We start from the raw sequence: 26,583 nt of genomic DNA, 5'->3' as shown, positions 1-26,583 counted from the left end.
GACCGGCTAGTGCCGTTTCTACCGTTCCCATTGTAGGTAACTAGCCGGGCGGCAAGTAAGGGGAGCTGGGGGACATGGCCCAATCGAAGGAACGACCGGAACGCAGTGTGCGGGTGGTCCTGCTCGCGCTGATGATCGCGATGCTGCTCGCCATGCTCGACAACATGATCATAGGTACGGCGATGCCGACGATCGTCGGTGAGCTCGGCGGCCTCGCCCACCTCTCCTGGGTGGTGACCGCGTACACCCTGGCCACCGCCGCCTCCACCCCGATCTGGGGCAAGCTGGGCGACCTCTACGGCCGCAAGGGCACTTTCCTGACCTCCATCGTGATCTTCCTGATCGGCTCGGCGCTCAGCGGCATGGCGCAGGACATGGGCCAGCTCATCGGCTTCCGCGCCGTCCAGGGCCTGGGCGCCGGTGGTCTGATGGTCGGGGTCATGGCGATCATCGGCGACCTGATACCCCCGCGGGAACGCGGCAAGTACCAGGGCATGATGGCCGGCGTCATGGCCCTCGCCATGATCGGCGGACCGCTGGTCGGCGGCACCATCACCGACCACTGGGGCTGGCGCTGGTCCTTCTACATCAACCTGCCGCTGGGCGCGGTCGCGCTCGCCATGGTCACCGTCGTGCTCCACCTGCCGAGGAAGGAGCGGACCGGGCAGACCCGGATCGACTACCTCGGCGCCGCCCTGCTGACCATCGGCATCACGTCGATCGTCCTGGTCACCACCTGGGGCGGCACGGAGTACGCCTGGACCTCCGCCGTGATCATGGAACTGATCGCCATCGGCGTCGTCGCCCTCGTCGGCTTCCTCCTCGTCGAGACCCGCGCGGCCGAGCCGATCATCCCGCTGCACATCTTCCGCAACCGCAACTTCACCCTCATGTCGGTGATCGGCTTCCTCACCGGTTTCGTGATGTTCGGAGCCGTCCTCTTCCTGCCGCTGTACCAGCAGTCCGTACAGGGCGCGTCCGCCACCAACTCCGGGCTGCTGCTCCTGCCGATGCTGCTGGCCATGATGGTCGTCTCGCTGATCGCGGGCCGGGTCACCACCAACACCGGCAAGTACAAGATCTTCCCCATCGTGGGCGGCGGCCTGATGGTGCTCGGCCTCTTCCTGCTCGCCCAGATGGACACGGGCACGTCCCGCCTCACGTCCGCCGTCTACATGGCGGTCCTCGGCGCCGGCATGGGCTTCCTGATGCAGATCACCATGCTCGTCGCCCAGAACAGCGTCGAGCTGAAGGACATGGGCGTCGCCTCGTCCGCCACCACCCTGTTCCGCACGCTCGGCTCGTCCTTCGGCGTCGCCATCATGGGGGCGCTGTTCACCAGCCGGGTGCAGGACGAGATGGCGGCGCGCGGCGGCGGCGCGGCCACCCAGCAGTCGGCGCAGCTGACGGCGGAGGCCCTCGCGAAGCTGCCGGACCCGGTGCGCGAGGCGTACCAGTTCGCGGTGGCGTCCGGCACGCACATCGCGTTCCTGGTGGCCGCGACGGTCGCGGTGCTCGGGTTCCTTGCGGCCTTCTTCGTCAAGGAGGTCCCGCTGAAGGGAGCGGGCCCGCGCGACCCGAAGCCGTCGCCCGAGGACGCCCCCGAACTGGCCGGCGCCTCGACCTGACCCACCACGCGGGCGCGCCGCGAGGAACGGCAGGGCACACCGCACCCACGGCGCCCCGCACCCACCGGCGCCCCGCCTCACCCCGGCGTCGCGTCGCCCCCCGGAAGCCGCAGGACCGGAAAGCTCCCCGTCGTCGTCGGCGCGTGCTCCGGCAGCCACAGGACCGCGATCGCCCCGCCCGCCCCCGGCGCCGTCCCCTCGGGGGCGGCGTTGCGGAAGGTGAGCCGGGCGCCCAGCACACGGGCCTGGCCCGCCGCGATCGTCAGGCCCAGCCCGTGACCGTGCCCGGCGCGGTCGCTCGCCCCGGTACGGAATCGGCTCGGCCCCTCCCGCAGCAGTGCCTCGGGGAACCCCGGCCCGTGGTCGCGCACCCGCAGCACGCGCCCTTCGACGGTGATCTCGACCGGCGGCTTGCCGTGCTTGGCGGCGTTGGCCAGCAGGTTGCCGAGGATTCTCTCCAGGCGGCGCGGGTCGGTGTTGACCCAGGACTCGTGCACGACCCGCACCTCGGCGTCCGGGTCGAGCACCCGCACCCGCCGGCTGACGAACTCGCCGAGCGCGATCTCCTGGAGCTCCGCCCGCTCCGACGCGCTGTCCAGCCGGGCCACCTCCAGCACGTCCTCGACCAGCGTGCGCATGGCCTGCGCCCGGTCCCGCACGAGTTCGCTGGGCCGCCCGGGCGGTAGCAGCTCGGCGGCGGTGAGCAGCCCGGTCACGGGCGTACGCAGCTCGTGCGCGATGTCGGCGGTGACGCGGCGCTCCGCCTCGATCCGTTCGTTCAGCGCGTCGGTCAGGGCGTCGACGGCGCGCGCGAGCTCATCGGTCTCGTCCCGTACGACGCCGCCGATCGCGTCGCGGACGCGCACCCCGGTGTTGCCCTGGGCGACCTTGCCGGCCGCGGTGGCGGCCTTGCGCAGCCGCCGCGACAGCTGCCCGCCGATGAGCACGCCCAGCGCGCAGCCGCCGAAGACGGTCGACACGGAACCGACGACCAGCGCCTGGTCCAGGTCCTTCATGATCGTGGTGGAGCGGCCGGCGAACCGGGTGCGCAGCGACAGCACGTCACCGTTGGCGAGGGGCACGGCGGCCCATACGTCGGGCGCGCCGGGGCCGCCGTCCCGGACGAAGGTCCCGCGCCGCCGCTCCCGCATGAGCTGTTCCAGCTCCGGCGGCAGGGCGGGGTCGTTGAGCTTCGTGCCGAACCGCGGCTCGCCCTTCGGCTTGGCCGACTCGTACATGCGCTGCGCGAACAGCAGCCGCTCCATCTGCACCTCGCGCGCGTTCTCCAGCATGGAGACGCGGGCGGCGCTGTGGACGACGATGCTGAGCGCGACCGCGATCAGGGCGCCGACGGCCGCGATGGCGATGGAGATCTTCCAGCGGACGCCGGTGCGCAGGGCGAGCCGCTTCATGCCTTGAGCTTGTAGCCGAAGCCGCGGACCGTCTCGATCCGGTCCTGGCCGATCTTCGTACGGAGCCGCTGCACATGGACGTCCACGACGCGGGTGTCGCCGCCCCAGCCGTAGTCCCAGACGCGCTCCAGCAGCTTGTCGCGCGACAGGACGGTGCCGGGCGCTGACGAGAACTCCAGCAGCAGCCGCATCTCCGTCGGTGTCAGCGCCACCGGGGCGCCGTCCCTGCGCACCTCCATGCCCTCGGTGTCGATCTCCAGGTCACCGAAGACGAGGGTGCCGCCCTGGTCGTGCCCGCTCTGCTGGGAGCCGTCACCCGTACCGGCGGCTCCGCCGGTCGCGTGCCCGAAACGACGCAGCACGGCGCGGATCCTGGCCACCAGCACCGCTCCGTCGAACGGCTTGGTGACGTAGTCGTCGGCACCGGCCTCCAGGCCGAGTACGACGTCGATGGAGTCGGCGCGCGCCGACAGCATGATCACCGGCACGGTCGACTCGTCGCGGATGCGCCGGCACAGGCTCACGCCGTCCATGCCGGGCAACATGACGTCGAGCAGCGCGATGTCCGGCTGCCGCGCACGGAACGACTCCAGCCCGGACAGCCCGTCCGGCATGGCGGTCACCGCGAAGCCGTCCCGCTCCAGGGCGAGCTGCGTGGCCTCGCGGATGACGTCGTCATCCTCGACGAACAGGACATGGGTCTCGGCCATCCCGCGCTCTCTCAGTCTCAGCTCTCGTTCTCGGCGCCCGGCTCTGCCCGGCGCCCGGCGCTCCCATTCTGGGGCTCACCTGTGGGCGTCCGGTTCCGGGCGTCCGGTTCCGGCGGTCCGGTTCCGGGCGTTCAGTTCTCCGGCGGCGAGCTCGGGGCCGGCCCGTCGATGCCGCCGTCGCCGAGCGCCTTGCTGAACTCGTTGTGCACCCGGTCGTGCTCGCTGAACCTGTTCCCGACCCAGCGGTACGTGATCACGTCCTCGCCCGACGGGTACGCGACCGGGTCGCCCTTGTCGTACACCTGCTTGGTGACCACCAGGTCGCCCCGGTCGATCGCCGAGTACACGGCCGGCTCCTCGACGGCGAAGACATTCTCGTACTTCTTCTCCGTCACGCGGTACACATACGTCCCTATGCCCACGGCATCGCCGCACGTGAGCACGTTCACCACCACATCCGGCTGCCCGCTGCCGGTGAGATTCCCGTACGAGGTGTCCACCGGGTACGCGTCCGCCACGCACGGCTTGAGGTCGTCCTTGACCTGATCGCTGACCTTCGGGTCACTTTTGAGCAGCTGGACCGGGTCGATCTTCTTGATGGAGGACGAGCCGGAGGGCGGCGTCGGGGCGGACGACGGGGTCGACTGGTCGGTGCGGGCCGCGCCCTCGTCGCGCATCCCGGTACCGCCCGTGGAACAGCCGGCCGTGAGCAGGCCGAGGGCGGCGAGCACGGCCGTCGCCGTGGTGCCCGCCGCCCGGATGCCGCCGGTGGTGCCGCTGTTCCCGTACGAGTTGTCTCTGGCGCTCAGGCCGCGCACCGCTCCCGCCCCCGCTCGTCACTGCGTTCCTTGCGCTCCAGGGGGCGGGCGTCGGTGTCGACGGCTCGGTTCTCCAGCTCCTGACGGAGCCGGGCCAAGGCCCGGTGAAGCGTGCTCTTCACCGTACCGGTCGACATGCCCAGCGCGGCGGCGGTCTCCTCGGTGCTCATCTGCTCCCAGTGCCGCAGCACGACGACGCTGCGCTGCTTGGGCGCCAGCACCTTCAGCACGTCCATGAGGAGGGCCCGGTCGGCGTGCTGCTCGGTGGCGTCGTCGACGGACGCGTCGGGCAGCTGCTCGGTGGGCACCTCCTCCAGCTTGCGGGCGCGCCACCACTCGGTCCGCGTGTTGATCATCACCCGGCGGAGGTACGCGTCGGCGAGCGCCTTGTCCGCTATGCCGTCCCAGCGGCCGTACGTGCGGGCCAGAGCCGTCTGGAGCAGGTCCTGGGCGTCGACGGGGTCCGGGACGAGCCGCCGGGCGCTGCGCAGCAGGGCGTCCTGCCGAGTGCGTACGTACTCCTCGAATTCGAGCACCTCGCCATGCGACATCCCGAACCGCCTCCGTCCCCGTGAATCCCCGTGGTCAGCGGTGCGTTCGCCGCACCGCCGGTCTGACGTCGAAGACGCTACGGAGCTCTTGTCACGGGGTTGTCCGAGGCAGCCGTCGGCGGACGCACGGCTGTCCATCGGTTGTGTAACAGCGATGGTGTAACAGACGGACCGGGCCTTGCCGGCTCCGCGCGCCGGGCTCTGTGACGTGCCCGGACGCGTGGGTCCGCCCGGCTCGGTGACGTGCCCGGGCCCCGGGCGGCTTGGGCACGTCACACCCGGGCGCCGGGCCCGGGCGGTCCGGGCACGTCGCACCCGGGTCGCCCCGGATACGACGTGCGGCCCGGATCGGCCCCGCCGCGGGGCCTCAGCGCACCGGCAGCCGGTACATGCCGCCCGCCAGGGGCTCCACCAGCCCGTCCGCCACCAGCCCGTCCAGCGCGCGGGCCCGCTGCACCGGCTCGTCCCACACCGCGTCCAGCGCGGCCTGCTCCACCGGAGCCACCGCGTCCCGCAGGACGGCGAGGAGCTTGCCGCGCACCTGGCGGTCCGTCCCCGCGTACGTCTGGCCGCGCCGCGCCGGGCCGTCGTGCGCCGGCTTGCCCGCCAGCCGCCACGCGCAGTGCGGGGCGATCGGGCAGCGCCCGCAGTCCTCGTTCTTCGCGGTGCACACCAGCGCGCCGAGCTCCATGGAGGCCGCGGCCCAGCGCGCCGCCGTGGCCTCGTCGTCCGGCAGCAGCGCGCGGGCCAGCTTGCGCTCCGCCGCGGTGGTGGCGTTCGGCGGGTACTGCACGCCCGTGACGGACCGGGCGAGGACCCGGCGCACGTTCGTGTCCAGGACGGCGTGCCGCTGCCCGTACGCGAACGAGGCGACCGCCGCGGCCGTGTACTCCCCGATGCCGGGCAGCGCGAGGAGCTGCGCGTGCCCGCTCGGCACGTCGCCACCGTGCCGTTCGGTTATCGCGACGGCCGCGCCGTGCAGGCGCAGCGCGCGGCGCGGGTAGCCGAGGCGGCCCCAGGCGCGGACCGCCTCGCCGGGCGCGTCGGCGGCCAGGTCGGCGGGGCGGGGCCAGCGGGCCAGCCACTGTTCGTACACCGGGAGGACCCGGCTGACCGGGGTCTGCTGCAGCATGAACTCGCTGACCATCACACCCCAGGCGCCCGCCTCGGGGCGGCGCCAGGGCAGGTCGCGGGCGTGCTGCTCGAACCAGGCGAGGACGGGTGTGTGCAGGTCGGGTCGGTTGCCGGGGGCGGGGGTCTCGGTCGCAGTCGTCGCAGTCATGGCACTGACGATCCTGGCACGTTCCTCAGCCGCGGCGGTGCATCGGCTCCCGGCGCCGGTGCCGCGCGGGTCGCGCACCCGGCGCACCCGGCGTGCCGGTCGGCCCGGTGACGCGGGGCCCGGGCCCCGCCAGCCAGGTCGCGAGGGCCGACCGGCTCGTACGCATCGTCCCGACGAGCGCCCCGGTCGGTCCGGTCAGCAACCGTACGAAGAGGACGGCGGCCAGCGCGCCCAGGACCAGGCCGGCGGCCACGTCGTGCGGGTAGTGCACACCCACGAAGACGCGCGAGAACGCCATCAGCAGCGCCATCGGCACAGTGAGCCAGACGATCCGGCGCCAGGCCATCGCCAGCGCGACGGCCGCCGCGCCCGCGATCGCGGAGTGGTTGCTGGGGAAGGACCAGTCGCCGTACGGCGGGCACTGCACGAGCGACGCGGCGGCGCCCGCGACCGCGCGGCACGGGCGTTCCTCGTCGATCACCGACTTGGTCAACTCGCTGACCACGTAACCGAAGGCGGTCCCGAGCGGCGCGAGGACGGCGAGCGCCACGGCCCGGGAGGCGTCGGGGCGCGCACGCCACCAGGCGACGAGGAACAGCACGCCGAAGAGCAGCAGCCCCGCCTCCGTCCAGAGTTCGGCGAGGTGCTGGACCCAGCCCGGCGTGTCGTGGGCGAAGTCGGTGATGTCGAGGTAGAGGTCCTGGCTCATGGTTACGGACGGTACCTGGCGCCCGGGCGCGGCCACCCGTCGCCATCGTCCCGGGGCACCCCGGACGGCAGGAAAGGGGCCACCGGACACCGAAACGCGGCCCTGGAGTGTGATCATCGGCAAAACTTCGTGCGCGGGCGGCGGGTGGGGCGGGAGTTGGCGCCGATCTCTCGTACAGTTTGGGCCGTGGGATCTCTGCGCAATCCGGTCGGGCCGCTTCCCTCCTCCATCTACTGGCGACGGAGGGCAGTCGCGGCGAGTCTGGTCGCGCTGCTCGCGCTGTTGATCGTATGGGGCGTCAGTTCCGGTGGCGACGACGGGAAGCCGGGCGGCGGGGGCGACGGCGCCAACGGAGCCACGCCCGTGCCCTCCATCACCCCCGGCCCTTCCCGGCCCGGACCGGCCATCAGCAACCAGCCCGGCGGGCGCGACGAATCCGGCGACCCGGCGGGCTCCGGTGGTACCTCCGGAGCGGCGGGCGCGTCCGGCGGTGGTGACGGCGGCGGTACGGGCCCCGGCGCGGGAGGCGACGGCAAGAACGGTGACACCGTGTCAGGCGGAGGCACTGCAACCGGCGTTGGCGGTGGCGGCCGTGCCGATCAGGTCCCCGCGGACTCCCCCCTTCCCACCTGCTCCCCGGGCACGCTGAGGCTCACGCTGCGCAGTACGAAGGTGACGTACGCACCGGGCGAGACGCCGCGGTTCGAGCTGGTCGCCCGCAACACCTCCGGCACCACCTGCAAGGCCGACTTCGGGCCCCGGACGGCGGTGCTGACCATCAAGGACAGCGAGGCCGACCGGATGTGGTCGTCGAAGGACTGCCCGCGCGGCGCCGGCACCCTGCTCCTGCGCGTCCCGGCGGGCGGGACCGTCACGCACGTCGTCGAGTGGGACCGCCGCCGCAGCGCCCCGCAGTGCGCGACACCGGCCGGGGGCCGGGCCGCCGGAGCGGGAACCTACCTGGTGGAGGCGGCGGTGCCGGGCGCGAAGGTACTCCCGGCGTCGTTCACGCTCACGAAGGACTGAGCACGCCCGGCTCCCGGAAGTGCCGGGCCTCCGGAAGCGCCGGCTTCCGGAAGGGCCCGGGCCGCCGAGCGCCCGGCTCCCGGAAGGGCCCGGGGGCGGTGCGCACTCGGGCGGGCAGCGCTAGACGTACCGCTCGAGGATCGAGGACTCCGCGAGCCGCGACAGCCCCTCGCGCACGCTCCGGGCCCGCGCCTCGCCGACACCGTCGACGGTCTGCAGGTCGTCCACGCTCGCCGCGAGCAGCTTCTGCAGGCCACCGAAGTGCTCCACGAGCCGCTCGATGATCGCGCCGGGCAGCCGCGGCACCTTGGCCAGCAACCGGTAGCCGCGCGGCGAGACCGCCGAGTCGAGCGCCTCGGGCGAACCGGTGTACCCCAGGGCGCGGGCCACGATGGGCAGCTCCAGCAGCTCGGCGTGGCTGAGCGCGTCCAGCTCGGTCAGCGCCTCGGCGACCGTACGGGAGCGCTTGGCCGTGGGCTCCGGTACGTAGTCCCTCACGACCAGTTCCCGCTCGGGCTCGACACCCGCGATCAGCTCGTCGAGCTGGAGGGTGAGGAGCCGGCCGTCCGTGCCGAGCTCGACGACGTACTCGGCGATCTCGGTGGCGATGCGCCGGACCATCTCCAGGCGCTGCGCGACGGCGGTGACGTCCCGGACGGTCACCAGGTCCTCGATCTCCAGCGCGGACAGCGTGCCGGCGACCTCGTCGAGGCGCAGCTTGTACCGCTCCAGGGTCGCGAGCGCCTGGTTGGCGCGCGAGAGGATCGCGGCCGACTCCTCCAGGACGCGGCGCTCGCCGTCGACGTACAGCGCGATCAGACGCATCGACTGCGAGACGGAGACCACGGGGAAACCGCACTGCTTGGACACCCGGTCCGCCGTGCGGTGCCGGGTGCCGGTCTCCTCCGTCGGGATGGACGCGTCAGGGACCAGCTGCACGCCGGCCCGGAGGATCTTGGTGATGTCCTTGTCGAGGATGAGCGCGCCGTCCAGCTTGCACAGCTCGCGCAGCCGGGTCGCGGTGAACTCCACGTCCAGCACGAAGCCGCCCGTGCACATCGACTCGACGGTCTTGTCCATGCCGAGGACGATGAGACCACCGGTGTTACCGCGGAGGATGCGCTCCAGGCCGTCGCGCAGGGACGTTCCGGGCGCGACCGCGCTGAGCGAGGCGCGCATGAGCGCCTCGTTGCCGGAGCCCGCGCCGGACTTTCCGGGAGCTGCTGCCCCGTCCTTGGCTGCCACTGCACTCCTCCGGCTCGTACGGATGGGCGAGACCAGGGCAAAGTCTAGCGACCCCGCCCACCGCCGGTCCGCGCCACGACCCGGCGGCCGTCTCCGCCGGGCTCCGCAGGGCCGGTGAGCCGTGCGGCGCGGGTGCGCCGGGAGCGGTGTCCAGGGGCGTTCCAGGGGCGCCTCGCCGCACCTCGGGGTGCGGCACCACCGGTGGGGGCCGGGACCCCTCCCCGGCTCGGCTCTCCCCCGGAGTGAGGGACCCCACCCTCGCGGGGAAGACTCTGCACGGCCCCCACAAGGTGTCGCGGGCCGGGTGCGGGCCGGTGGTCCTCAAGGGCCGTTCCCGGCCGAGGGCGGTCTCTATGAGGTCGGTTCCTTCTCCGGGGCTCGGCGGCGGGTGCGGGGGAGGACGCGCAGGGCGTCGCCCATGTCGGCGACCTCGATGACGTTCATGCCCGCTGGAACCCTGCCCGGGTCGACCGGGACCAAGGCGTGGGTGAAGCCCAGGCGGTGCGCCTCGGCCAGGCGCCGCTGGACGCCCGTCACGCGCCGGACCTCGCCCGCGAGGCCGACCTCGCCGATCGCGACCAGGTTCTTGGGCAGCGGGGTGTCGCTCGCGGCGGACGCCAGGGCGAGCGCGATGGCCAGGTCCGCGGCGGGTTCGGACAGCTTCACGCCACCGACCGTCGCCGAGTAGATGTCGCGCTTGCCGAGGGCCGTGATCCGGCCGCGCTGCTCCAGGACCGCCAGCATCATCGAGACGCGGGACGTCTCCAGGCCGGACGTGGTGCGCCGGGGGGAGGGGATCTGGGAGTCGACCGTGAGCGCCTGGACCTCGGCGACCAGGGGGCGGCGGCCTTCGAGGGTGACGGTCAGGCAGGTGCCGGGGACGGCCTCGGCGCGGCGGGTGAGGAACAGGCCCGACGGGTCGGCGAGGCCGGTGATGCCCTCGTCGTGCAGTTCGAAGCAGCCGACCTCGTCGGTCGCGCCGTACCTGTTCTTGACACCCCGGACCAGGCGCAGGCGGGCGTGGCGGTCGCCCTCGAAGGACAGCACGACGTCGACGAGGTGTTCCAGGAGGCGGGGTCCGGCGATCGCGCCGTCCTTGGTGACGTGGCCCACCAGGAGCGTGGACATGCCCCGCTCCTTGGAGGCGCGGATCAGGGCGCCGGCGACCTCGCGGACCTGGGCCATGCCGCCCGGCGCCCCGTCGATCTCCGGGGAGGCCACGGTCTGTACGGAGTCGAGGATGAGGAGGGACGGTTTGACGGCGTCCAGATGGCCCAGCACCGCGGACAGGTCCGTCTCGGCGGCCAGGTAGAGGTGGTCGTTCAGGGCGTTGATCCGGTCGGCGCGCAGCCGGACCTGGCTCGCGGACTCCTCGCCCGTGACGTACAGCGTGCGGTGCTCGTCGCTCGCCGCCTTCGCCGCGACGTCCAGCAGCAGGGTGGACTTGCCGACGCCCGGCTCGCCCGCGAGCAGCACGACGGCGCCCGGCACCAGACCGCCGCCCAGGACACGGTCCAGCTCGTCCACGCCGGTGGAGCGGGCGGTGGCCTGCCGGCCGTCGACCTGGCCGATGGGGAGCGCCGCGGTGGAGACCCGGCCGGCGGCGGTCGTGCGGACGGCGGGCGCGCCGTACTCCTCGACCGTCCCCCAGGCCTGGCACTCGGGGCAGCGGCCGAGCCACTTGGCGGTCGTCCAGCCGCATTCGGTGCAGCGGTAGGAGGGCCGGTCCTTCGCGGATTTCGTACGGGCAGCCATGCGCAAACCGTAGCGGCCCCCACTGACAACGCCCCGCGCCCCGAACGCCCTATAGCGCCCACCACGATCCGGAAGCAAAACCTCCTGTCCCCTTTTGAGGGATACGTTCACCCGTAAGTGTTAAAAGAGCGGAAGCCATACGAAGGGTGTGCCTTCGCCCGCCTACGGTCGCCGGGTGACGAGCAGCAGGCTGGAGCCCCCCACGCACACCACCGGCGCACACCGGGCGCCGCGCCGCGCGCCCCGCGGCGGGACCCGGACCCTGACGCAGCGTCCGCCGGCGCGCTACGAGCCGTACCTGGACGGGTTGTTCACGTACTGCCTGTCCGTGTTGTGCGACCACGACACGGCCACCGCCGTGCTCGGTGACGTCCTGGCCATCTCGGAACGCCAGTTCGGGCGGTGCCCCGGTGGTGACGCCGAGCGCAAGGCGTGGCTGTACGCGCTCGCCCGCTGGGCCTGCCTGCGGGAGCTCGGCGCGCAGCGCGAACAACGGCGCAGACGGCAGGGGGCGCACACCGGGCAGCCCCCCGCCGTGCCGCGGGTTCCCGAGGAGACCGCCGAGCTGCGCCGCCGTGAGCTGGCCCGGCTCGCCTGGCCCGAGGCCGCCGGGACGACGCCGCAGCAGCGCGAGGCCCTGGAGCTCGCGGTACGCCACCGGCTGGGCGCCCGCGAGGTCGCCGCCGTGCTCGGCATGGAGCCGCTCGCCGCGCGCGAGCTGCTGTCCGCGGGCGCGTGCGAGGTGGAGCGGACCCGCGCCGCCCTCGCGGTCGTCGAGACCGGCGGCTGCCCGGCCGTCGCCCGGCTCGCCGGCGACCACCAGGTGCTGCTCTCCGCGACGCTGCGGCGCGAGCTCGTCCGGCACGTCGACGACTGCCCGCGCTGCCGCCGCGCCGCCGAGCGCGCCGGAGCGTGCGGCCCGTGGCCGGGCGCCTCGGTCACCCCCGCGAGGCTGCCGCTCATCGAGGCGCCGCGGGCCGAGGCGTACGCCGCGATGCTCCACGTGCCGCGCGCCCGCACGGGAGGGCCCCGGTTCGGGCGGGACGGGTTCCCGCTGGACCCCAAGGACCACGCCGCGCGGCGCGACCGGATGCGGGCGCGGGCGGTGACGACGACCGTGGTCGCCACCGTGGTCGCCGCACCGGTGCTGGCGCTGTGGGCGGCGTACCGCGGGGCGCCGCTGACGGGCGAGGCGCGCGACGCGGCGACGATCAACGCCGGCGAGATGGACGAGGTGCGCCCCGACGGCTCGGTGGCGGACCGGCCGCGCGGCCGCTACGAACACACGGGCAGCGCCCGCAGCGAGCCCGGCGGGCGCCGCGCGGTCTCCGTCGAGGTGATCAGCGCGGGCACCCCGGCCCCGCCGTCCCGCCCCGGGCGGCCGGGCCCCGGCCGCATCACGGTCGCGGCCCAGCCGGCCGGCGACGGCATGACGATGCTCACGCTCACGGCGTCGGGTGGCGCCCCGGTGACCTGGTCGCTGTGGACGGACGCGCCCTGGCTCCACGCGAGCCGCTCGTCCGGCACGCTGAGCCCCGGCCGGTCCGTCACCGTGTACGTCTCCGTCGACCGCGACCGGGAGCCGTCCGGACCCTGGAGCGCGCGGGTGCGCGTCGACCCGGCGGGCGCCGTCATCGAGCTGGACGGCCACGGCGCTCACCGCCCGCCGGCGGACGACCCCACGCCGCCCCCTTCGTCCGCGCCGGACCCGTCTTCGCCGACCACGCCGGACCCGACGCCGACACCGTCGTCGCCCTCGTCCCCACCGCCGTCCCCGTCCCCCGACCCGACGACGCCCTCGGACACGCCGCCCCCGACGGACCCGCCGCCCCAGCCGCCGCCGAACTGACTCAGCTCCCGGGGTTCCCGGGTGCGGGGTCCGCCGGGTGCGGGGCCAGCAGCGGCAGCTGGGAGGCCAGGCGGGCCTCGCACAGCTCGACCAGCACGTCGTACGCCGCCTTGCCCATCAGCTCCGTCAGCTCCGGCCGGTACGTCACGTACACCGGCTCCCCGGCCCCGTGCGCCGACGTCGCCGACGTGCACCACCAGTGCAGGTCGTGCCCGCCCGGGCCCCAGCCGCGGCGGTCGTACTCGCCGATCGAGATCTGCAGCACGCGCGTGTCGTCGGGGCGGTCGATCCAGTCGTACGTACGGCGGACCGGAAGCTGCCAGCAGACGTCCGGCTTCGTCTCCAGGGGCTCCTTGCCCTCCCTGAGCGCCAGGATGTGCAGTGAGCAGCCCATGCCGCCCCGGAAGCCCGGGCGGTTCTGGAAGATGCAGGAGCCCTCCCAGCGCCGCGTCTGGCGCTCGCCGTCCTCGTCGAGCTGCACCCAGCCGGACGCCTTGCCCACGTCGTGGAACTGCCACAGGTCGGGCGTCAGCCGGCCCACGTACGAGGCGACGCGCTGCTCGTCCTCCTCGTCCGAGAAGTGCGCGCCCAGCGTGCAGCAGCCGTCGTCCGCCCGGCCCGCCTGGATGCCCTGGCAGCCGCTGCCGAAGACGCAGGACCAGCGCGACGTCAGCCAGGTCAGGTCGCAGCGGAAGACCTGCTCGTCGTCGGCCGGGTCCGGGAACTCCACCCAGGCACGGGGAAAGTCCAGTCCCTTTTCGTCCGGTACGGGCGTGATGGGGAGATCGGAGTTCGCCTTCTTCGCCTTCTTCGTCTTTGGCACACACCAAGCGTATGCGCCGCGCGCAGTAGCGTTTCGTCCATGAGACTCGGAGTCCTCGACGTCGGTTCGAACACGGTGCACCTGCTGGTCATGGACGCGCACCCCGGCGCCCGCCCGCTGCCCGCCCACTCGCACAAGGCGGAGCTGCGCCTCGCCGAGCTCCTCGACGCGGACGGCGCCATCGGCGCCCGCGGCATCGAGCGGCTCGTCACCATCACCGGCGACGCCCTGCGCACCGCCGAGGACAAGGGCTGCGAGGACGTCCTGCCCTTCGCGACCTCCGCCATCCGCGACGCCGCCAACGCCGACGCCGTCCTGCGGCGGGTCAAGGACGAGACCGGCGTCGCCCTGCAGGTCCTCACCGGCGAGGAGGAGGCCCGGCTGACCTTCCTCGCCGCCCGCCGCTGGTTCGGCTGGTCCGCCGGGAAGCTGCTGCTCCTCGACATCGGCGGCGGCTCCCTGGAGATCGCGTACGGCATCGACGAGGAGCCCGACGCGGCCGTCTCCCTGCCCCTGGGCGCCGGGCGGCTGACCGCCGGCTGGCTGCCCGGCGACCCGCCGGACCCCGACGACGTGAAGGCGCTGCGCCGCCACGTACGCACCGAGATAGCCCGCACGGTCGGTGAGATCGCCCGCTTCGGGCCGCCGGACCACGTCGTGGCGACGTCCAAGACGTTCAAGCAGCTGGCCCGGCTCGCCGGTGCGGCCGGCTCCGGCGAGGGCCGGTACGTCCAGCGCGTACTGAGTCGAACGTCACTGGAGGAGTGGGTCCCCAAGCTGGCCGCCATGACCACCGAGCAGCGCTGCACCCTGCCCGGCGTCTCCGCGGGCCGCGCGCCGCAGCTGCTGGCAGGAGCGCTGGTCGCGGAGGGTGCGATGGACCTGCTCGGCGTCGCGGAGCTGGAGATCTGCCCCTGGGCGCTGCGCGAAGGCGTCATCCTGCGACGCCTGGACCACCTCCCGGCCTCCTAGCCGGGGCCCGTACCCTGTCCCTCGTGGCAGAACGAGTGGTGCGCGTGCCGGATGCGAAGGTCGCCCTGTCCACGGCCTCGGTCTACCCGGAGTCGACGGCGACGGCCTTCGAGGTCGCCGCGCGCCTGGGCTACGACGGCGTCGAGGTCATGGTCTGGACCGACCCGGTCAGTCAGGACATCGAGGCGTTGCGCCGCCTCTCCGACTATCACCAGGTCCCGATCCTCGCCGTCCACGCGCCGTGTCTGCTGATCACCCAGCGGGTCTGGTCCACCGACCCGTGGGTGAAGCTGCAGCGCGCCCGGGCGGCGGCCGAGAAGCTCGGCGCGTCGACGGTCGTCGTCCATCCGCCGTTCCGCTGGCAGCGCCAGTACGCCCGTGACTTCGTCACCGGCATCTGGCGGATGGCCGACGAGACCGACGTCCGCTTCGCCGTCGAGAACATGTACCCGTGGCGCTACCGGGACCGCGAGATGCTCGCGTACGCCCCGGAGTGGGACGTCACCAAGGACGACTACCGCCACTACACCGTCGACCTGTCGCACACCGCCACCGCGCGCGTGGAGGCGATGGACATGGTCGCCCGCATGGGGGACCGGCTCGGGCACGTGCACCTGGCCGACGGGCGGGGCTCCGCGAAGGACGAGCACCTGGTGCCGGGGCGCGGTACGCAGCCGTGCGCCGAGCTGCTGGAGCACCTGGCCCGGTCCGGCTTCGACGGGCACGTCGTCATCGAGGTCAATACGCGGCGCGCGATGTCCGCCGCCGAACGCGAGGCCGATCTGGCGGAGGCGCTGGCCTTCACCCGGCTGCACCTGGCCTCGTCGGCGCGCATCCCGTGACGGAGCCGCGCAGAGGACGCGGCCGGCCGCCGCGCGCCGCCTCCGACGCCGGCCCCGGCGCGCGCGAGCGGATCCTCCGGGCGGCCCGCGACGAATTCGCCGACCGCGGGTACGACAAGACGTCGGTGCGCGGCATCGCCAAGGCGGCCGGTGTCGACGCCGCGCTCGTCCACCACTACTTCGGTACGAAGGACGAGGTGTTCGCCGCCGCCATCGAGGTCTCCTTCGAGCCGGCCCTGGTCATCCCGGCGGTCCTCGGCGAGGGTGCCGAGGGCGTCGGGGAGCGGCTGGCCCGCTACTTCCTCGGCGTCTGGGAGAACCCGGCGACCCGCGCGCCCCTGCTCGCGATCATGCGCTCGGCGCTGACCCACGAGGCGGCGGCCACGGTGCTGCGCGGTTTCGTGCTGCGGCGCCTCCTGGAGCGGGTGGCCGCCGACCTCGACGTACCGGACCCGGAGTTCCGCGCGGAGCTGGCGGCCTCGCACATGATCGGCATCGCGATCCTGCGGTACGTCATCCGTGTGGAGCCCCTGGCATCGGCGCCGCCGGAACAGATCGTGGCGATGGTGGCGCCCACCTTGCAGCGGTACCTGACGGAGGGGCCCTCCCCGACCGGGGTATGAGCGCCGCGTCCCGCCATCCGGACGCGGCGTCCAGATCTTGGAGCCTGCGGCGTACGCTCGAAGGAGACACCTCCCTGTCCTCTCATAGGAGCTGAGCGACCATGCCCGAGCTGAGGTCCCGCACCGTCACCCACGGCCGCAACATGGCGGGCGCCCGCGCCCTTATGCGCGCCTCCGGTGTACCGGGTGCGGACATCGGGCGGAAGCCGATCATCGCCGTCGCCAACTCCTTCACCGAGTTCGTGCCCGGCCACACCCACCTCCAGCCGGTCGGCCGGATCGTCTCCGAGGCGATCAAGGAGGCGGGCGCCATCCCGCGCGAGTTCAACACGATCGCCGTCGACGACGGCATCGCCATGGGCCACGGCGGCATGCTGTACTCCCTGCCCTCCCGCGACCTGATCGCGGACAGCGTCGAGTACATGGTCGAAGCGCACTGCGCCGACGCCCTGATCTGCATCTCCAACTGCGACAAGATCACCCCGGGCATGCTGATGGCCGCCCTGCGCCTCAACATCCCCACGGTCTTCGTCTCCGGCGGCCCGATGGAGTCCGGCAAGGCCACGCTCGTCGACGGCACGGTCCGTACGCTCGACCTCGTCGACGCCATCTCGGACGCCGTCAACGACAAGATCTCGGACGAGGACATCCTCCGTATCGAGGAGAACGCCTGCCCGACCTGCGGCTCCTGTTCCGGCATGTTCACCGCCAACTCGATGAACTGCCTGACCGAGGCCATCGGCCTCTCCCTCCCCGGCAACGGCTCGACGCTCGCCACCCACACCGCCCGCCGCGCCCTGTACGAGAACGCCGCCCGCACGGTCGTCGAGCTCACCGACCGGTACTACGCGCAGGGCGACGAGTCCGTCCTGCCGCGCAACATCGCCACGATGGCGGCCTTCGAGAACGCCATGGCCCTCGACATCGCCATGGGCGGCTCCACCAACACGATCCTGCACCTGCTGGCCGCCGCCCAGGAGGCGGGCGTCCCCTTCGGTCTGGAGGAGATCGACGCCGTCTCGCGCCGCGTGCCGTGCCTGGCCAAGGTCGCGCCGAACGTCGCGAAGGACCGCACGTACTACATGGAGGACGTGCACCGCGCCGGCGGCATCCCCGCCCTCCTCGGCGAACTGCACCGCGCCGGGCTGCTGAACGAGGACGTGCACTGCGTGCACAGCCCCTCGCTCGGCGACTGGCTCAAGACGTGGGACGTGCGCGGCGGCTCCCCGTCCGCGGAGGCCGTGGAGCTGTGGCACGCCGCGCCCGGCTGCCGCCGGTCCGCCGAGGCCTTCTCGCAGTCCGAGCGGTGGGACTCGCTGGACGTGGACGCCGCCGAGGGCTGCATCCGCTCCGCCGAGCACGCCTACTCCAAGGACGGCGGCCTCGCTGTCCTGCGCGGCAACCTCGCGGTCGACGGCTGCGTCGTGAAGACGGCCGGCGTCGACGAGTCGATCTGGACCTTCGAGGGCCCGGCGGTCGTCTGCGAGTCGCAGGACGAGGCCGTCGACAAGATCCTCCGCAAGGAGATCACGGACGGTGACGTCGTCGTCATCCGGTACGAGGGCCCGAAGGGCGGCCCGGGCATGCAGGAGATGCTCTACCCGACGTCCTTCCTGAAGGGGCGCGGCCTGGGCAAGACCTGCGCGCTGATCACGGACGGCCGCTTCTCGGGCGGTACGTCGGGCCTGTCGATCGGCCACGCGTCGCCGGAGGCGGCGAGCGGCGGCACGATCGCGCTGGTCGAGGACGGCGACCGGATCCGCATCGACATCCCGAACCGCTCCATCGAGCTCCTCGTCGACGACGCCACGCTGACGGCCCGCCGCGAGGCGCTGGGCGGCGTGTACGCGCCGAGGAACCGCGACCGCAAGGTGTCGGCGGCGCTGCGGGCGTACGCGGCGATGGCCACGAGCGCCGACAAGGGTGCCGTCCGCGACGTCACCAAGCTGGGCTGACCGCTCAGACCCGTGCGGGCTGACCGCACCCGTCGGCCACACCGACAGGTGCGGCGCCGACCGGAGCCGCCTTTCGCGCGGGCCGGGACACCGTCGCGCTCCTCGACGGGCTCGGCCCAGTGGCGCCCGGAAAGGCCGCTCGGCGGCTCACCGCCGGCCGGTCACCACCGCGCCGGGTCGCGGGCGTCGACCGCGAAGACCGACCCGTCCGGCGCGGTGGCGACGACCGTCCCGCCGTCGGCGGTGACCAACGGCGCGGGCAGGGAAGCGGCGTAGCCCAGCTTCCCGCCGCGCAGCCGGGGCGCCGTCTGGCCGAGGAGCGCGCCCCGCGCGGCGTCGACGGCCAGGAGCCTGCCGTCGGCGGCGGAGAAGTACAACCGGTCCCCGCCGGCGGCCACGGGCCGCGACACCCGCCCGGCAGCCGTCTCCAGCCGCCACAGCTCCTTCCCGCGCGCCGTGTCGACGGCGACCAGCGTGCCGTTGCGGGCGAGCAGGTACGCCGCGTCCCCACGCAGCACGACCTGAGGCTCCGCCATCGGGAACGGCAGCGGTACGCGCTCGGCGGTCCGACGGCGCGGGTCGTACCGCACCAGGGCGTCCGTCCGCGAATCGCGGTCGCGTGACGTCAGACGCAGTACGCCGCCGTCCGCCCCGACCGGCGTCAGGTCGCCGTCCAGCCGCCGCTGCCACGCGAGGGAGCCGTCCGCCGGCCGGACCGCGCTGATCAGCGTCGTCGTCCCCGTGGCGGAGGTCTCGAAGGCGTACACGAGCCCCGTGCGGTCGCTGTACGGGCCGAAGTGCGGGTGGGCGTGGCCGGGCAGCGGCTTCCGCCACCGCGTCCGGCCGGTGGCACCGCCGGTGGCCGTCACCGTGCCCGACGGCGCGGTGAACAGCACGGTGTCCCCGGCGTGGTGGACACCGCCCCTGTACGCCGAGAGGCCGGCGCTCCAGCGGGGCGAGCCGTCGGCGAGTGCGTACGTCCGGAGGCTGCCCCCCGGGTCGACGGCGTGCAGCAGGCCGCCCGAGGCGACCGGATCGGTGAGCTCGCCGGCCTTCCGGGACCACACGACCCTGCCGTCGGCCGGGTCGATGCGGGCGAGCCCGGCGCCGTGGGCCGCGCAGTACAGGGCGCCGTCCGCGTACGCGCACACGGGCGCCGCGTCACCGGAAGCGCCACCCAGCGGGGTCCGCCACGGCGCGCCGGTCACCGCCCCGGCACCACGGGCGGCCCCGGGCGCCGGTGCCCGGTCGGCGCCGCCCAGGGCCCACACCGTGACCCCGCCGGCCGCCAGGAGCGCGAGGGCCGCGGCGGCCACGAGGAGCCGGCGGGCGGGACCGCGCGCAGGCCGCCGCACCGGCGCGGTGGGCGGAGCTCCGGTCGGCGCTTCGGTCGGCGCTTCGAAGGGCGCGGGCGCCTCGCTGCGCCGCTGCGCCGGTATGAACGCGGTCGCCTCGTACGAGGGCGGGCGCAGCTCCGCCATGATCTCGTCCGGCGTCGGGCGCTCACCCGGCTCCTTGGCCAGGCAGCGGCGGATGAGGGGCACGAGCTCGGCCGGCACGCCCACCAGATCCGGGTCGTCGTGCACCACCTGGTAGGCGACGACGTACGGGCTGCCGTCGTCGAACGGCCCCTGCCCCGTCGCCGCGTGCACCAGCACCGAACCGAGCGCGAACACATCCGCCGCCGGGCCGACCTCCCGGGGACGCTGGAACTGCTCGGGCGCCATGTACGGCGGCGACCCGATCAGCTTGCCCGTCTCCGTGCGCAGGTCGCTGTCCAGGGGGCGCGAGATGCCGAAGTCGATGACGCGCGGTCCGGTGTCGGTGAGGAGGACGTTGCCGGGCTTGAGGTCGCGGTGCACGACACCGGCGCGGTGGATGTCGCGCAGCGCCTCCGCGAGCCCGGCCGTCAGGCGGCGCAGCTCCGCGGGCGCCATGGGGCCGTTCCGCTTCACCTGGTCGGCGAGCGTGGGACCGGGCACGTACAGGGTGGCCATCCAGGGCCGCTCGGCTTCCGGATCGGCGTCCACGACCGGCGCGGTGAACGCCCCGCTCACCCGGCGGGCCGCGGCCACCTCCTGCCGGAACCGGGCCCGGAACTCGGGGTCGGCGGCGTACTGTTCGTGCACCACCTTCACCGCGAGGCGCAGTCCAGAAGCGGACCGGGCGAGGTGCACGACACCCATCCCGCCCGAGCCGAGACGTGCCTCCAGGCGGTACGTACCGGTGTATCCCGGCAACGGCGGCATCGCCCACCCCCGTGGTCCCCGTCGAATTGCGGCCGCGCATGCGACGCACGGAGCCTAGTTGATGGTGCGTCCGATGTCGGTGGGGCTTGCTAGCCTGCGCGCGTCACACACTGCGAAGCCCAGCGCAACGCAACGGGGGAGGGGCACAGCCCATGGAAGACACCGACGTCACCACGGAGACCGTCACCACGACGGCATCCACCGCCGACGTGGTCCGGTACCCGGTCGCACCCGGCCACCGGGTCAACGTCCGCTCGGGACCCGGCACCCAGTACCGCATCATCCGCACGCTCGCGTACGACGTGCGGGTGCCGGTCTACTGCCAGAAGCCCGGCGAGCGCATCACCGGCCCGTACGGCACGACCGCCCTCTGGGACAACATCGCCGACGGCGAGTTCGTCTCGGACGCGTACGTGAAGACGGGCAGCGACGGGTACGTCGCACCGCGCTGCTCCTGACGTGACGGACGTGACGTGAACTGACTGCCCGGACCTGACCTGCCGGGACATGACCTGCCCGGACCTGGACGTCCGCTCCGCGTCGGGAAACGGCTCCGGGGATAATCGAGCCTGTGAGCGACCAGACGGACAAGACCACGGGCACGTCGGCCGGCGCGGCGAGCGGCGCGTCGACCGGCACGGGCACGCCCGCCGGGCCGCAGCCCGAACCCCTCCGTTTCTTCGGCACGACATGGGTCGACCACGACGGCGGGTACGGGCTGCGGCGCGCCGGTGCCGCCGCCGGCTCCCTCGGGGCCGCCGTCGCCGGTGCCCTCGTGCTCCGCTTCGCGTACCAGGGGCTGTCGATCGCGGACGTCGGCGGTTTCGTCAACGCCCTCCTGGTCGTGATGTTCGCCGTCTGCACCGCGATCGCGTTCCGCAAGACCTGGGAGGGGTTCCGGCGCCGCCCCGCCGACCCGGCCCGCGAGGAGGCGCTGCGGGGCCTGAAGGCCATCGGTTTCCTCGGCTCCCTCCTCGCCTACTTCCTCCGCTCGCTCACCGAGGCGCCCGGCGAGAAGCTCGCGCGCGCCGAATACGAGTTGGCCCGCGCCCAGTACGCCAAGCGCCGCGCCACCCGCACCGGCAACCCGGCCGGCCGCAAGCGGAAGCCGAAGCGCGCCTAGCCGTTCAGTGCCCACGTGTCCGGGCGCCGTCGACGCGCCCGTACGCGATGCCCCGCGCCGACGCAGCGCGGGCCCGTCGGCCTGAGGCCGCGCCGTCCCCGCGGAACACCGCCCTTCCTTGACGTGGCGACCCCCCAGGCGCAGTATTCATCACATGATGAATTTGTCGGGAGCCGCGATCGAGGCCCGCGGCCTCACCGTCGTACGAGGGGCCCGCACCGTCCTGCGCGGGCTCGACTTCGCCGTACCGCCCGGACAGATCACCGGCCTCCTCGGCCCGTCCGGCTGCGGCAAGACCACCCTCATGCGCGCCATCGTCGGCACCCAGGCCAAGGTCACCGGCACGCTGACCGTCCTCGGCCGCCCCGCCGGCGACGCCTCCCTGCGCGCCCGCATCGGGTACGTCACGCAGGCACCCTCCGTCTACGACGACCTCACCGTCCGGCAGAACCTCGACTACTTCGCGGCCGTCCTCCGGCCGGGCCGCGCACACCACGACACCCGTGCCGCCTCCGTCGCCCGCGCCCTCACCGACGTCGACCTCACCGCACACGCCGACGCCCTCGCCGGAAACCTCTCCGGCGGCCAGCGCAGCCGCGTCTCCCTCGCCGTCGCCCTGCTCGGCACCCCCGAACTCCTGGTCCTCGACGAGCCGACCGTCGGCCTCGACCCCGTCCTGCGCCGCGACCTGTGGCAGCTCTTCCACCGCGTCGCCGCCGACCGGGGCACCACGATCCTGGTCTCGTCGCACGTCATGGACGAGGCGGAACGCTGCCACCGCCTCCTCCTCATGCGTGAGGGTGAACTCCTCGCCGACGAGACCCCCGACGCACTGCGCCGCCACCACGCCACCGCCACCGTCGAAGAGGCCTTCCTCCACCTCGTCGACGCGGCCGACGCCCGCCAGGAGGCCCAGCGATGAACGGCTCCCGCACCCTCGCCACCGCCGCCCGCGTCCTGCGCCAACTGCGCCACGACCCGCGCTCGATCGCCCTCATGCTCCTCGTGCCGTGCCTGATGCTCTTCCTGCTCCGGTACGTCTTCGACGGCAGCCCCCGCACCTTCGACTCCATCGGCGCCTCGCTGCTGGGCATCTTCCCCCTGATCACCATGTTCCTGGTGACCTCGATCGCCACCTTGCGCGAACGCACCTCCGGCACCCTCGAACGCCTCCTGGCCATGCCGCTCGGCAAGGCCGACCTCATCGCCGGTTACGCCCTCGCCTTCGGCCTGCTCGCCATCGTCCAGTCCGCCCTCGCCACCGCACTCGCGCTCTGGGTCCTGGGCCTCGACGTCACCGGCTCGCCCTGGCTGCTGCTCCTGGTGGCCCTGCTCGACGCGCTGCTCGGCACGGCGCTGGGCCTGTTCGTCTCGGCGTTCGCAGCCTCCGAGTTCCAGGCGGTCCAGTTCATGCCGGCCGTGATCTTCCCGCAGCTGCTGCTGTGCGGCCTGTTCACGCCGCGCGACCGCATGCAGCCGGTTCTGGAGGGCATCTCCGACGCGCTCCCCATGTCGTACGCCGTCGACGGGATGACCCAGGTCCTTCGCCACACCGACATGACGGCCGACTTCATCCGCGACGCCCTGATCGTCGCGGCCTGCGCGCTCCTGGTCCTCACCCTCGGCGCGGCCACCCTCCGCCGCCGCACCTCCTGACGCCACCCCCTGACCGCAGCCCTCGACCGCCTGTCCTCGACCGAGTGCCGCCCCTCACGGGGCCCTCGACCGGCTGCCCCCGTCACCGCACCTCCACCACGTCCCCCACCTCCAGCTCCCCGTGCAGCCACTCCGCGTCCACGTCCCGCAGCGCCACCGCCCCCTCCCCAGGCCCCGCCCACACCCGCCCCACGAACCCCTCGGGTCCCGCCAGCTCCACGACCCACCTCGCCTCACCGCGCCGCGCGCTCTTCGCCACCACGGTCAACCGACCCGCGGGCAGGGAGCGCCCCCCACCACCGGCCGCCCGCGCCACCAGCACACGGACGGGCTCACCACCCCGCTCCACCGTCAGCCGCTCGGCCCCCGCGTCCACCGACACCCACACCGAGACGGGCGTCCCCCGCACCCCCGGCCGGCTGCCCGGCAGAAGCGCCACCGCTCCCAGTACCACCACCGCGACGAGCCCGGCCCCCACGGCCCGTCTCCGCCGTCTCCGCAGCTCACAGGGGCGCAACACCTCACCCCCCGAACGGCTCAGGTCCCGCAGTACGAACCGGAGCTCACCCCGCTCGGCCTCGCCGGACAGCCCACCTGACACCCCACCCGACAGGTCACCGGACATGACCGCCCCCTTCCCGCCCCGCCGGCCGCCCGGTAGGACCGCCGCCACCAGAAATGGGTTCCGCCGCGTCACCCCGCTCCCTACCCTCGGCGGATGTCCCACCACCACCTCCACGACAGCACCGGCCGAGTCATCCCGAACCCCTGAACAGACCGCCCGTACCGCTCCGCGGACACCGCGCCCCCGACATCGCCACCGATGCGAGGATGGCGACACGTACCCCCACCGGCGAGGTGAAGTTCAGCCATGACCCAGACAGTCGCAATCCTCGGCACCGGCAAGATCGGCGAAGCGCTGCTCAGCGGCATGATCCGCGCCGGCTGGCCGACCGGCCACCTCCTCGTCACCACCCGCCGCTCCGAGCGCGCCGAGGAGCTCCGCACCCGCTACGGCGTCGAGGCCGTCTCCAACGCCGACGCCGCCAAGCGCGCCGACACCCTCATCCTCGCGGTCAAGCCCCAGGACATGGCCAAGCTCCTCGAAGAGCTGGCTCCCCACATCACGCCCGACCGCCTCGTCATCAGCGCCGCCGCCGGCATCACCACCACGTTCATCGAGGAACGCCTCACCGCGCGGACCCCGGTCGTCCGTGTCATGCCCAACACCCCCGTACTCGTCGACGAGGGCATGTCCGTGATCTCCGCCGGCGGCCACGCCACCCAGGACCACCTCGCCCACGCCGAGGAGATCTTCGGCGGCGTCGGCAAGACCCTCCGCGTCCCCGAGTCCCAGCAGGACGCGGCCACCGCGCTTTCCGGCTCCGGCCCGGCGTACTTCTACTTCCTCGTCGAAGCCATGACCGACGCCGGGATCCTCCTCGGCCTGCCCCGCGCCCAGGCGCACGACCTGATCGTCCAGGCCGCCATCGGCGCCGCCGTGATGCTCCGCGACAGCGGCGAACACCCGGTCAAGCTCCGCGAAGCCGTCACGTCCCCCGCCGGCACCACCATCAGCGCCATCCGGGAGCTGGAGAACCACGGCGTACGAGCCGCCCTGATCGCCGCGCTGGAAGCCGCCCGCGACCGCAGCCGCGAACTCGCCTCCGGCAACGGCTGACCCCACCGACCCCCGATGCGCCCGTGTGCGGCGGCCCCGCCACCGCACACGGGCGCATCACGCATCACGCATCACGCATCACGCGTCGCGCCTCAAGCACCGCCACGACAGCACGTCCTGGCCGGAGCTGCAGTCCCGCAGTGCCCTGGCCCCCGCCTTCAGGCGTCAGCCCGCGGGCAGGAGCCCGATGGCCCGATAGGCCCGGTCCACCACGGGCCGCGCCATCCCCCGCGCCCGTTCGGCCCCCTCCCTCAGCACCGCGTCCACGTAACCGGGGTCGGCCACCAGCTCCGCGTGCCGCTCGCGCAGCGGCCTCAGCATCTCCACCACCGCCTCGGCCGTATCCCTCTTCAAAGCGCCGTACGACTCATAGGCACCGGCCAGCGCCTCCGGGCTCCCGCCCCCGCACGCCGCCAGCACATCGAGCAGATTCGCCACCCCCGGCTTGGCGTCCCGGTCGTACTCGACGTCCCGCCCGCTGTCGGTCACCGCCCGCATGACCTTCCGCCGCACCACCTCCGGCTCGTCCAGCAGATAAACGATCCCGGCCCCGTCCGCGTGCGACTTCCCCATCTTCGACGTCGGGTCCTGAAGATCCCGCACCCGCGCCGCGACCGGCGGCTGCATCGCCTTCGGCACGGTGAACGTGTGCCCGTACCGGTGGTTGAACCGCACCGCCAGATCCCGCGTGAGCTCCACGTGCTGCACCTGGTCCTCACCCACCGGCACCTCGTCGGTCCCGTACGCCAGGATGTCCGCCGCCATCAGCACCGGGTATGTCAGCAGCGACACCCGGACGCTTCCCCCACCGGCCCGCGCCTGCGTCCCCTTCTCCTTGTACTGGATCATGCGCCGCAGCTCCCCGTCCGATGCCGTGCACTCCAGGAGGTACGAGAGCCGCGCGTGCTCGTCCACATGACTCTGTACGAAGAGGGTGCACCGGTCCGGATCCAGCCCGGCGGCCAGCAGGAGCGTCGCCGCCTGCCGGCTCAGCCGCCGCACGCGCGCCGGGTCGTGCTCGACGGTCAGCGCGTGCAGGTCCACCACGCTGAACAGCGCCTCGGCCCGGTGCTGATCCACCTCGACCCAGCGCCGTACGGCCCCGAGATAGTTGCCCAGCGTCAGATGCCCTGTCGGCTTGACCCCACTGAAGATCCGCGTCATCGCGCTTCCTCTCCCTGTCCTCCGGTCGAGGCCCCCGCCACCGACGGCCGGCCTCCCGAGGGGAGAAACGCGAACGGCCGCCGAGGCGGCGGCCGTTGAGTGCATGCGTGTCTGCCGGCCGCCGTCAGGCGGCCCACCACTGAAGGATGCACACACGCGCTGTCATGCCTCCAGACTACGCACCTCCACCCCGGGTTGACACGGGTTTACGAGATCCGTAGTGTTCTCCGAGTTGTCCGACGTGAGCGCCGACCCCGGTCGGTCCCCGGACAGCCATTCCGCAAGAACCACTCCAAGCGAGCGACGCCTTATGACGTCGTTTTCTTTTCCGTGCGCTTTTGCGAAATGAGAATCGGCGTTCGAACGAGCGCGGCCCCGATTAGCGTCGAGGCAGGAGATTCGCTAAAGTCTCACTCGTCGGAACGGCCCAACGGGTCGGGATGACAGCCCCTCTGACTGGGAATCAGGCCCGAAAGGATCTGATAGAGTCGGAATCGCCGGAAAGGGAAA

At 73.3% G+C, this 26,583-nt stretch carries 24 protein-coding genes; 12 read left to right on the top strand and 12 right to left on the bottom strand.

Annotated features, from left to right (window positions below; genetic code table 11):
• Positions 1-74: 74 nt before the first annotated feature.
• A complete protein-coding gene (locus ABZZ38_RS26340) occupies positions 75-1,628 on the top strand; it encodes an MDR family MFS transporter (protein ID WP_356744322.1) in 1,554 nt (517 codons plus the stop codon).
• Positions 1,629-1,705: 77 nt separating this feature from the next.
• Here the strand turns inward: ABZZ38_RS26340 and cseC are convergent, their stop codons facing one another.
• The 6 genes from cseC to ABZZ38_RS26310 all read right to left on the bottom strand — a co-directional run bounded on the left by cseC (position 1,706) and on the right by ABZZ38_RS26310 (position 7,110).
• A complete protein-coding gene (cseC, locus tag ABZZ38_RS26335) occupies positions 1,706-3,040 on the bottom strand; it encodes a two-component system sensor histidine kinase CseC (RefSeq protein ID WP_356744321.1) in 1,335 nt (444 codons plus the stop codon).
• Positions 3,037-3,750, bottom strand: coding sequence for a two-component system response regulator CseB (cseB, locus tag ABZZ38_RS26330; RefSeq protein WP_356744319.1), 714 nt, complete (start codon positions 3,748-3,750; stop codon positions 3,037-3,039). Before cseB ends, cseC begins: the two co-directional genes overlap by 4 nt.
• A gap of 131 nt (positions 3,751-3,881) precedes the next feature.
• The gene (locus ABZZ38_RS26325) at positions 3,882-4,568 is read right to left on the bottom strand and encodes a hypothetical protein (protein ID WP_356744317.1); all 687 of its coding nucleotides are present in this window, start codon (positions 4,566-4,568) and stop codon (positions 3,882-3,884) included.
• A complete protein-coding gene (locus ABZZ38_RS26320) occupies positions 4,556-5,119 on the bottom strand; it encodes a SigE family RNA polymerase sigma factor (protein WP_356744315.1) in 564 nt (187 codons plus the stop codon). Before ABZZ38_RS26320 ends, ABZZ38_RS26325 begins: the two co-directional genes overlap by 13 nt.
• A 367-nt stretch (positions 5,120-5,486) precedes the next feature.
• Positions 5,487-6,401: an A/G-specific adenine glycosylase gene (locus ABZZ38_RS26315; protein WP_356744313.1), complete on the bottom strand. Its 915-nt coding sequence runs from the start codon at positions 6,399-6,401 to the stop codon at positions 5,487-5,489.
• A 25-nt stretch (positions 6,402-6,426) separates the two neighbouring features.
• A complete protein-coding gene (locus ABZZ38_RS26310; protein WP_356744311.1) occupies positions 6,427-7,110 on the bottom strand; it encodes a phosphatase PAP2 family protein in 684 nt (227 codons plus the stop codon).
• Between the two features lie 186 nt (positions 7,111-7,296).
• Between ABZZ38_RS26310 and ABZZ38_RS26305 the strand changes: the two genes are divergently transcribed.
• Positions 7,297-8,136, top strand: coding sequence for a hypothetical protein (locus ABZZ38_RS26305; RefSeq protein WP_356744309.1), 840 nt, complete (start codon positions 7,297-7,299; stop codon positions 8,134-8,136).
• A 120-nt stretch (positions 8,137-8,256) separates the two neighbouring features.
• Here ABZZ38_RS26305 and disA read toward each other — a convergent pair whose 3' ends face one another.
• A complete protein-coding gene (gene disA, locus ABZZ38_RS26300) occupies positions 8,257-9,381 on the bottom strand; it encodes a DNA integrity scanning diadenylate cyclase DisA (RefSeq protein ID WP_356744307.1) in 1,125 nt (374 codons plus the stop codon).
• A 351-nt stretch (positions 9,382-9,732) separates the two neighbouring features.
• Positions 9,733-11,136, bottom strand: a complete 1,404-nt coding sequence (gene radA, locus ABZZ38_RS26295; RefSeq protein WP_356744305.1) for a DNA repair protein RadA — start codon at positions 11,134-11,136, stop codon at positions 9,733-9,735.
• 175 nt (positions 11,137-11,311) lie between these two features.
• Between radA and ABZZ38_RS26290 the strand changes: the two genes are divergently transcribed.
• Positions 11,312-12,985: a hypothetical protein gene (locus tag ABZZ38_RS26290; RefSeq protein WP_356744303.1), complete on the top strand. Its 1,674-nt coding sequence runs from the start codon at positions 11,312-11,314 to the stop codon at positions 12,983-12,985.
• Position 12,986: 1 nt separating this feature from the next.
• Here ABZZ38_RS26290 and ABZZ38_RS26285 read toward each other — a convergent pair whose 3' ends face one another.
• Entirely contained in the window at positions 12,987-13,808 is an 822-nt protein-coding gene (locus ABZZ38_RS26285) for a hypothetical protein (protein WP_356744301.1), read from the bottom strand.
• A 39-nt stretch (positions 13,809-13,847) separates the two neighbouring features.
• Between ABZZ38_RS26285 and ABZZ38_RS26280 the strand changes: the two genes are divergently transcribed.
• From ABZZ38_RS26280 to ilvD, 4 genes are all read left to right on the top strand, one after another.
• Entirely contained in the window at positions 13,848-14,780 is a 933-nt protein-coding gene (locus tag ABZZ38_RS26280) for a Ppx/GppA phosphatase family protein (RefSeq protein WP_356744299.1), read from the top strand.
• 23 nt (positions 14,781-14,803) lie between these two features.
• Positions 14,804-15,622 (top strand): sugar phosphate isomerase/epimerase, encoded by an 819-nt coding sequence (locus ABZZ38_RS26275; RefSeq protein ID WP_356744298.1) that lies wholly within the window; start codon positions 14,804-14,806, stop codon positions 15,620-15,622.
• Entirely contained in the window at positions 15,619-16,245 is a 627-nt protein-coding gene (locus ABZZ38_RS26270; RefSeq protein ID WP_356744296.1) for a TetR family transcriptional regulator, read from the top strand. The genes ABZZ38_RS26275 and ABZZ38_RS26270 overlap by 4 nt, the downstream gene beginning before the upstream one ends.
• A 101-nt stretch (positions 16,246-16,346) precedes the next feature.
• Positions 16,347-18,200 carry a dihydroxy-acid dehydratase gene (gene ilvD, locus ABZZ38_RS26265; RefSeq protein WP_356744294.1) on the top strand — a complete coding sequence of 618 codons (1,854 nt, stop codon included), beginning with the start codon at positions 16,347-16,349 and terminating at the stop codon, positions 18,198-18,200.
• 161 nt (positions 18,201-18,361) lie between these two features.
• Here the strand turns inward: ilvD and ABZZ38_RS26260 are convergent, their stop codons facing one another.
• Positions 18,362-20,449 carry a serine/threonine-protein kinase gene (locus ABZZ38_RS26260; protein ID WP_356744292.1) on the bottom strand — a complete coding sequence of 696 codons (2,088 nt, stop codon included), beginning with the start codon at positions 20,447-20,449 and terminating at the stop codon, positions 18,362-18,364.
• Positions 20,450-20,601: 152 nt separating this feature from the next.
• Between ABZZ38_RS26260 and ABZZ38_RS26255 the strand changes: the two genes are divergently transcribed.
• From ABZZ38_RS26255 to ABZZ38_RS26240, 4 genes are all read left to right on the top strand, one after another.
• Positions 20,602-20,907 (top strand): SH3 domain-containing protein, encoded by a 306-nt coding sequence (locus ABZZ38_RS26255; RefSeq protein WP_356744291.1) that lies wholly within the window; start codon positions 20,602-20,604, stop codon positions 20,905-20,907.
• Positions 20,908-21,020: 113 nt separating this feature from the next.
• Positions 21,021-21,572, top strand: coding sequence for a hypothetical protein (locus ABZZ38_RS26250; RefSeq protein WP_356744289.1), 552 nt, complete (start codon positions 21,021-21,023; stop codon positions 21,570-21,572).
• A 154-nt stretch (positions 21,573-21,726) separates the two neighbouring features.
• Positions 21,727-22,494, top strand: coding sequence for an ABC transporter ATP-binding protein (locus tag ABZZ38_RS26245; protein WP_356744287.1), 768 nt, complete (start codon positions 21,727-21,729; stop codon positions 22,492-22,494).
• Complete coding sequence (locus ABZZ38_RS26240) at positions 22,491-23,228, top strand: ABC transporter permease (protein ID WP_356744285.1); 738 nt, start codon at positions 22,491-22,493, stop codon at positions 23,226-23,228. Before ABZZ38_RS26245 ends, ABZZ38_RS26240 begins: the two co-directional genes overlap by 4 nt.
• 82 nt (positions 23,229-23,310) lie before the next feature.
• On the opposite strand, the gene ABZZ38_RS26235 is transcribed toward ABZZ38_RS26240, so the two are convergent.
• A complete protein-coding gene (locus ABZZ38_RS26235; protein WP_356744283.1) occupies positions 23,311-23,853 on the bottom strand; it encodes a hypothetical protein in 543 nt (180 codons plus the stop codon).
• A gap of 246 nt (positions 23,854-24,099) precedes the next feature.
• On the opposite strand from ABZZ38_RS26235, the gene proC reads away from it, so the two are divergent.
• Positions 24,100-24,909, top strand: a complete 810-nt coding sequence (proC, locus tag ABZZ38_RS26230) for a pyrroline-5-carboxylate reductase (RefSeq protein WP_356744281.1) — start codon at positions 24,100-24,102, stop codon at positions 24,907-24,909.
• A 165-nt stretch (positions 24,910-25,074) separates the two neighbouring features.
• Here the strand turns inward: proC and trpS are convergent, their stop codons facing one another.
• On the bottom strand, positions 25,075-26,073 hold the full coding sequence (gene trpS, locus ABZZ38_RS26225) for a tryptophan--tRNA ligase (protein WP_356744279.1): 999 nt from the start codon (positions 26,071-26,073) through the stop codon (positions 25,075-25,077).
• Positions 26,074-26,583: the final 510 nt, after the last annotated feature.

It is taken from the genome of Streptomyces sp. NPDC006368 (genome assembly GCF_040612535.1).
Classification (GTDB): Bacteria; Actinomycetota; Actinomycetes; order Streptomycetales; family Streptomycetaceae; genus Streptomyces.
Note: the sequence above shows the minus strand (reverse complement) of the source record. Positions and strands in the feature narration are given on the sequence as shown.

Coding starts and splice junctions, on each gene's coding strand:
- ABZZ38_RS26340 (WP_356744322.1), top strand. CDS start 75: ATGGCCCAATCGAAGGAACGACCGGAACGCAGTGTGCGGGTGGTCCTG.
- cseC (WP_356744321.1), bottom strand. CDS start 3,040: ATGAAGCGGCTCGCCCTGCGCACCGGCGTCCGCTGGAAGATCTCCATC.
- cseB (WP_356744319.1), bottom strand. CDS start 3,750: ATGGCCGAGACCCATGTCCTGTTCGTCGAGGATGACGACGTCATCCGC.
- ABZZ38_RS26320 (WP_356744315.1), bottom strand. CDS start 5,119: ATGTCGCATGGCGAGGTGCTCGAATTCGAGGAGTACGTACGCACTCGG.
- ABZZ38_RS26315 (WP_356744313.1), bottom strand. CDS start 6,401: ATGACTGCGACGACTGCGACCGAGACCCCCGCCCCCGGCAACCGACCC.
- ABZZ38_RS26310 (WP_356744311.1), bottom strand. CDS start 7,110: ATGAGCCAGGACCTCTACCTCGACATCACCGACTTCGCCCACGACACG.
- radA (WP_356744305.1), bottom strand. CDS start 11,136: ATGGCTGCCCGTACGAAATCCGCGAAGGACCGGCCCTCCTACCGCTGC.
- ABZZ38_RS26280 (WP_356744299.1), top strand. CDS start 13,848: ATGAGACTCGGAGTCCTCGACGTCGGTTCGAACACGGTGCACCTGCTG.
- ilvD (WP_356744294.1), top strand. CDS start 16,347: ATGCCCGAGCTGAGGTCCCGCACCGTCACCCACGGCCGCAACATGGCG.
- ABZZ38_RS26260 (WP_356744292.1), bottom strand. CDS start 20,449: ATGCCGCCGTTGCCGGGATACACCGGTACGTACCGCCTGGAGGCACGT.
- ABZZ38_RS26255 (WP_356744291.1), top strand. CDS start 20,602: ATGGAAGACACCGACGTCACCACGGAGACCGTCACCACGACGGCATCC.
- ABZZ38_RS26245 (WP_356744287.1), top strand. CDS start 21,727: ATGATGAATTTGTCGGGAGCCGCGATCGAGGCCCGCGGCCTCACCGTC.
- ABZZ38_RS26240 (WP_356744285.1), top strand. CDS start 22,491: ATGAACGGCTCCCGCACCCTCGCCACCGCCGCCCGCGTCCTGCGCCAA.
- ABZZ38_RS26235 (WP_356744283.1), bottom strand. CDS start 23,853: ATGTCCGGTGACCTGTCGGGTGGGGTGTCAGGTGGGCTGTCCGGCGAG.
- proC (WP_356744281.1), top strand. CDS start 24,100: ATGACCCAGACAGTCGCAATCCTCGGCACCGGCAAGATCGGCGAAGCG.
- trpS (WP_356744279.1), bottom strand. CDS start 26,073: ATGACGCGGATCTTCAGTGGGGTCAAGCCGACAGGGCATCTGACGCTG.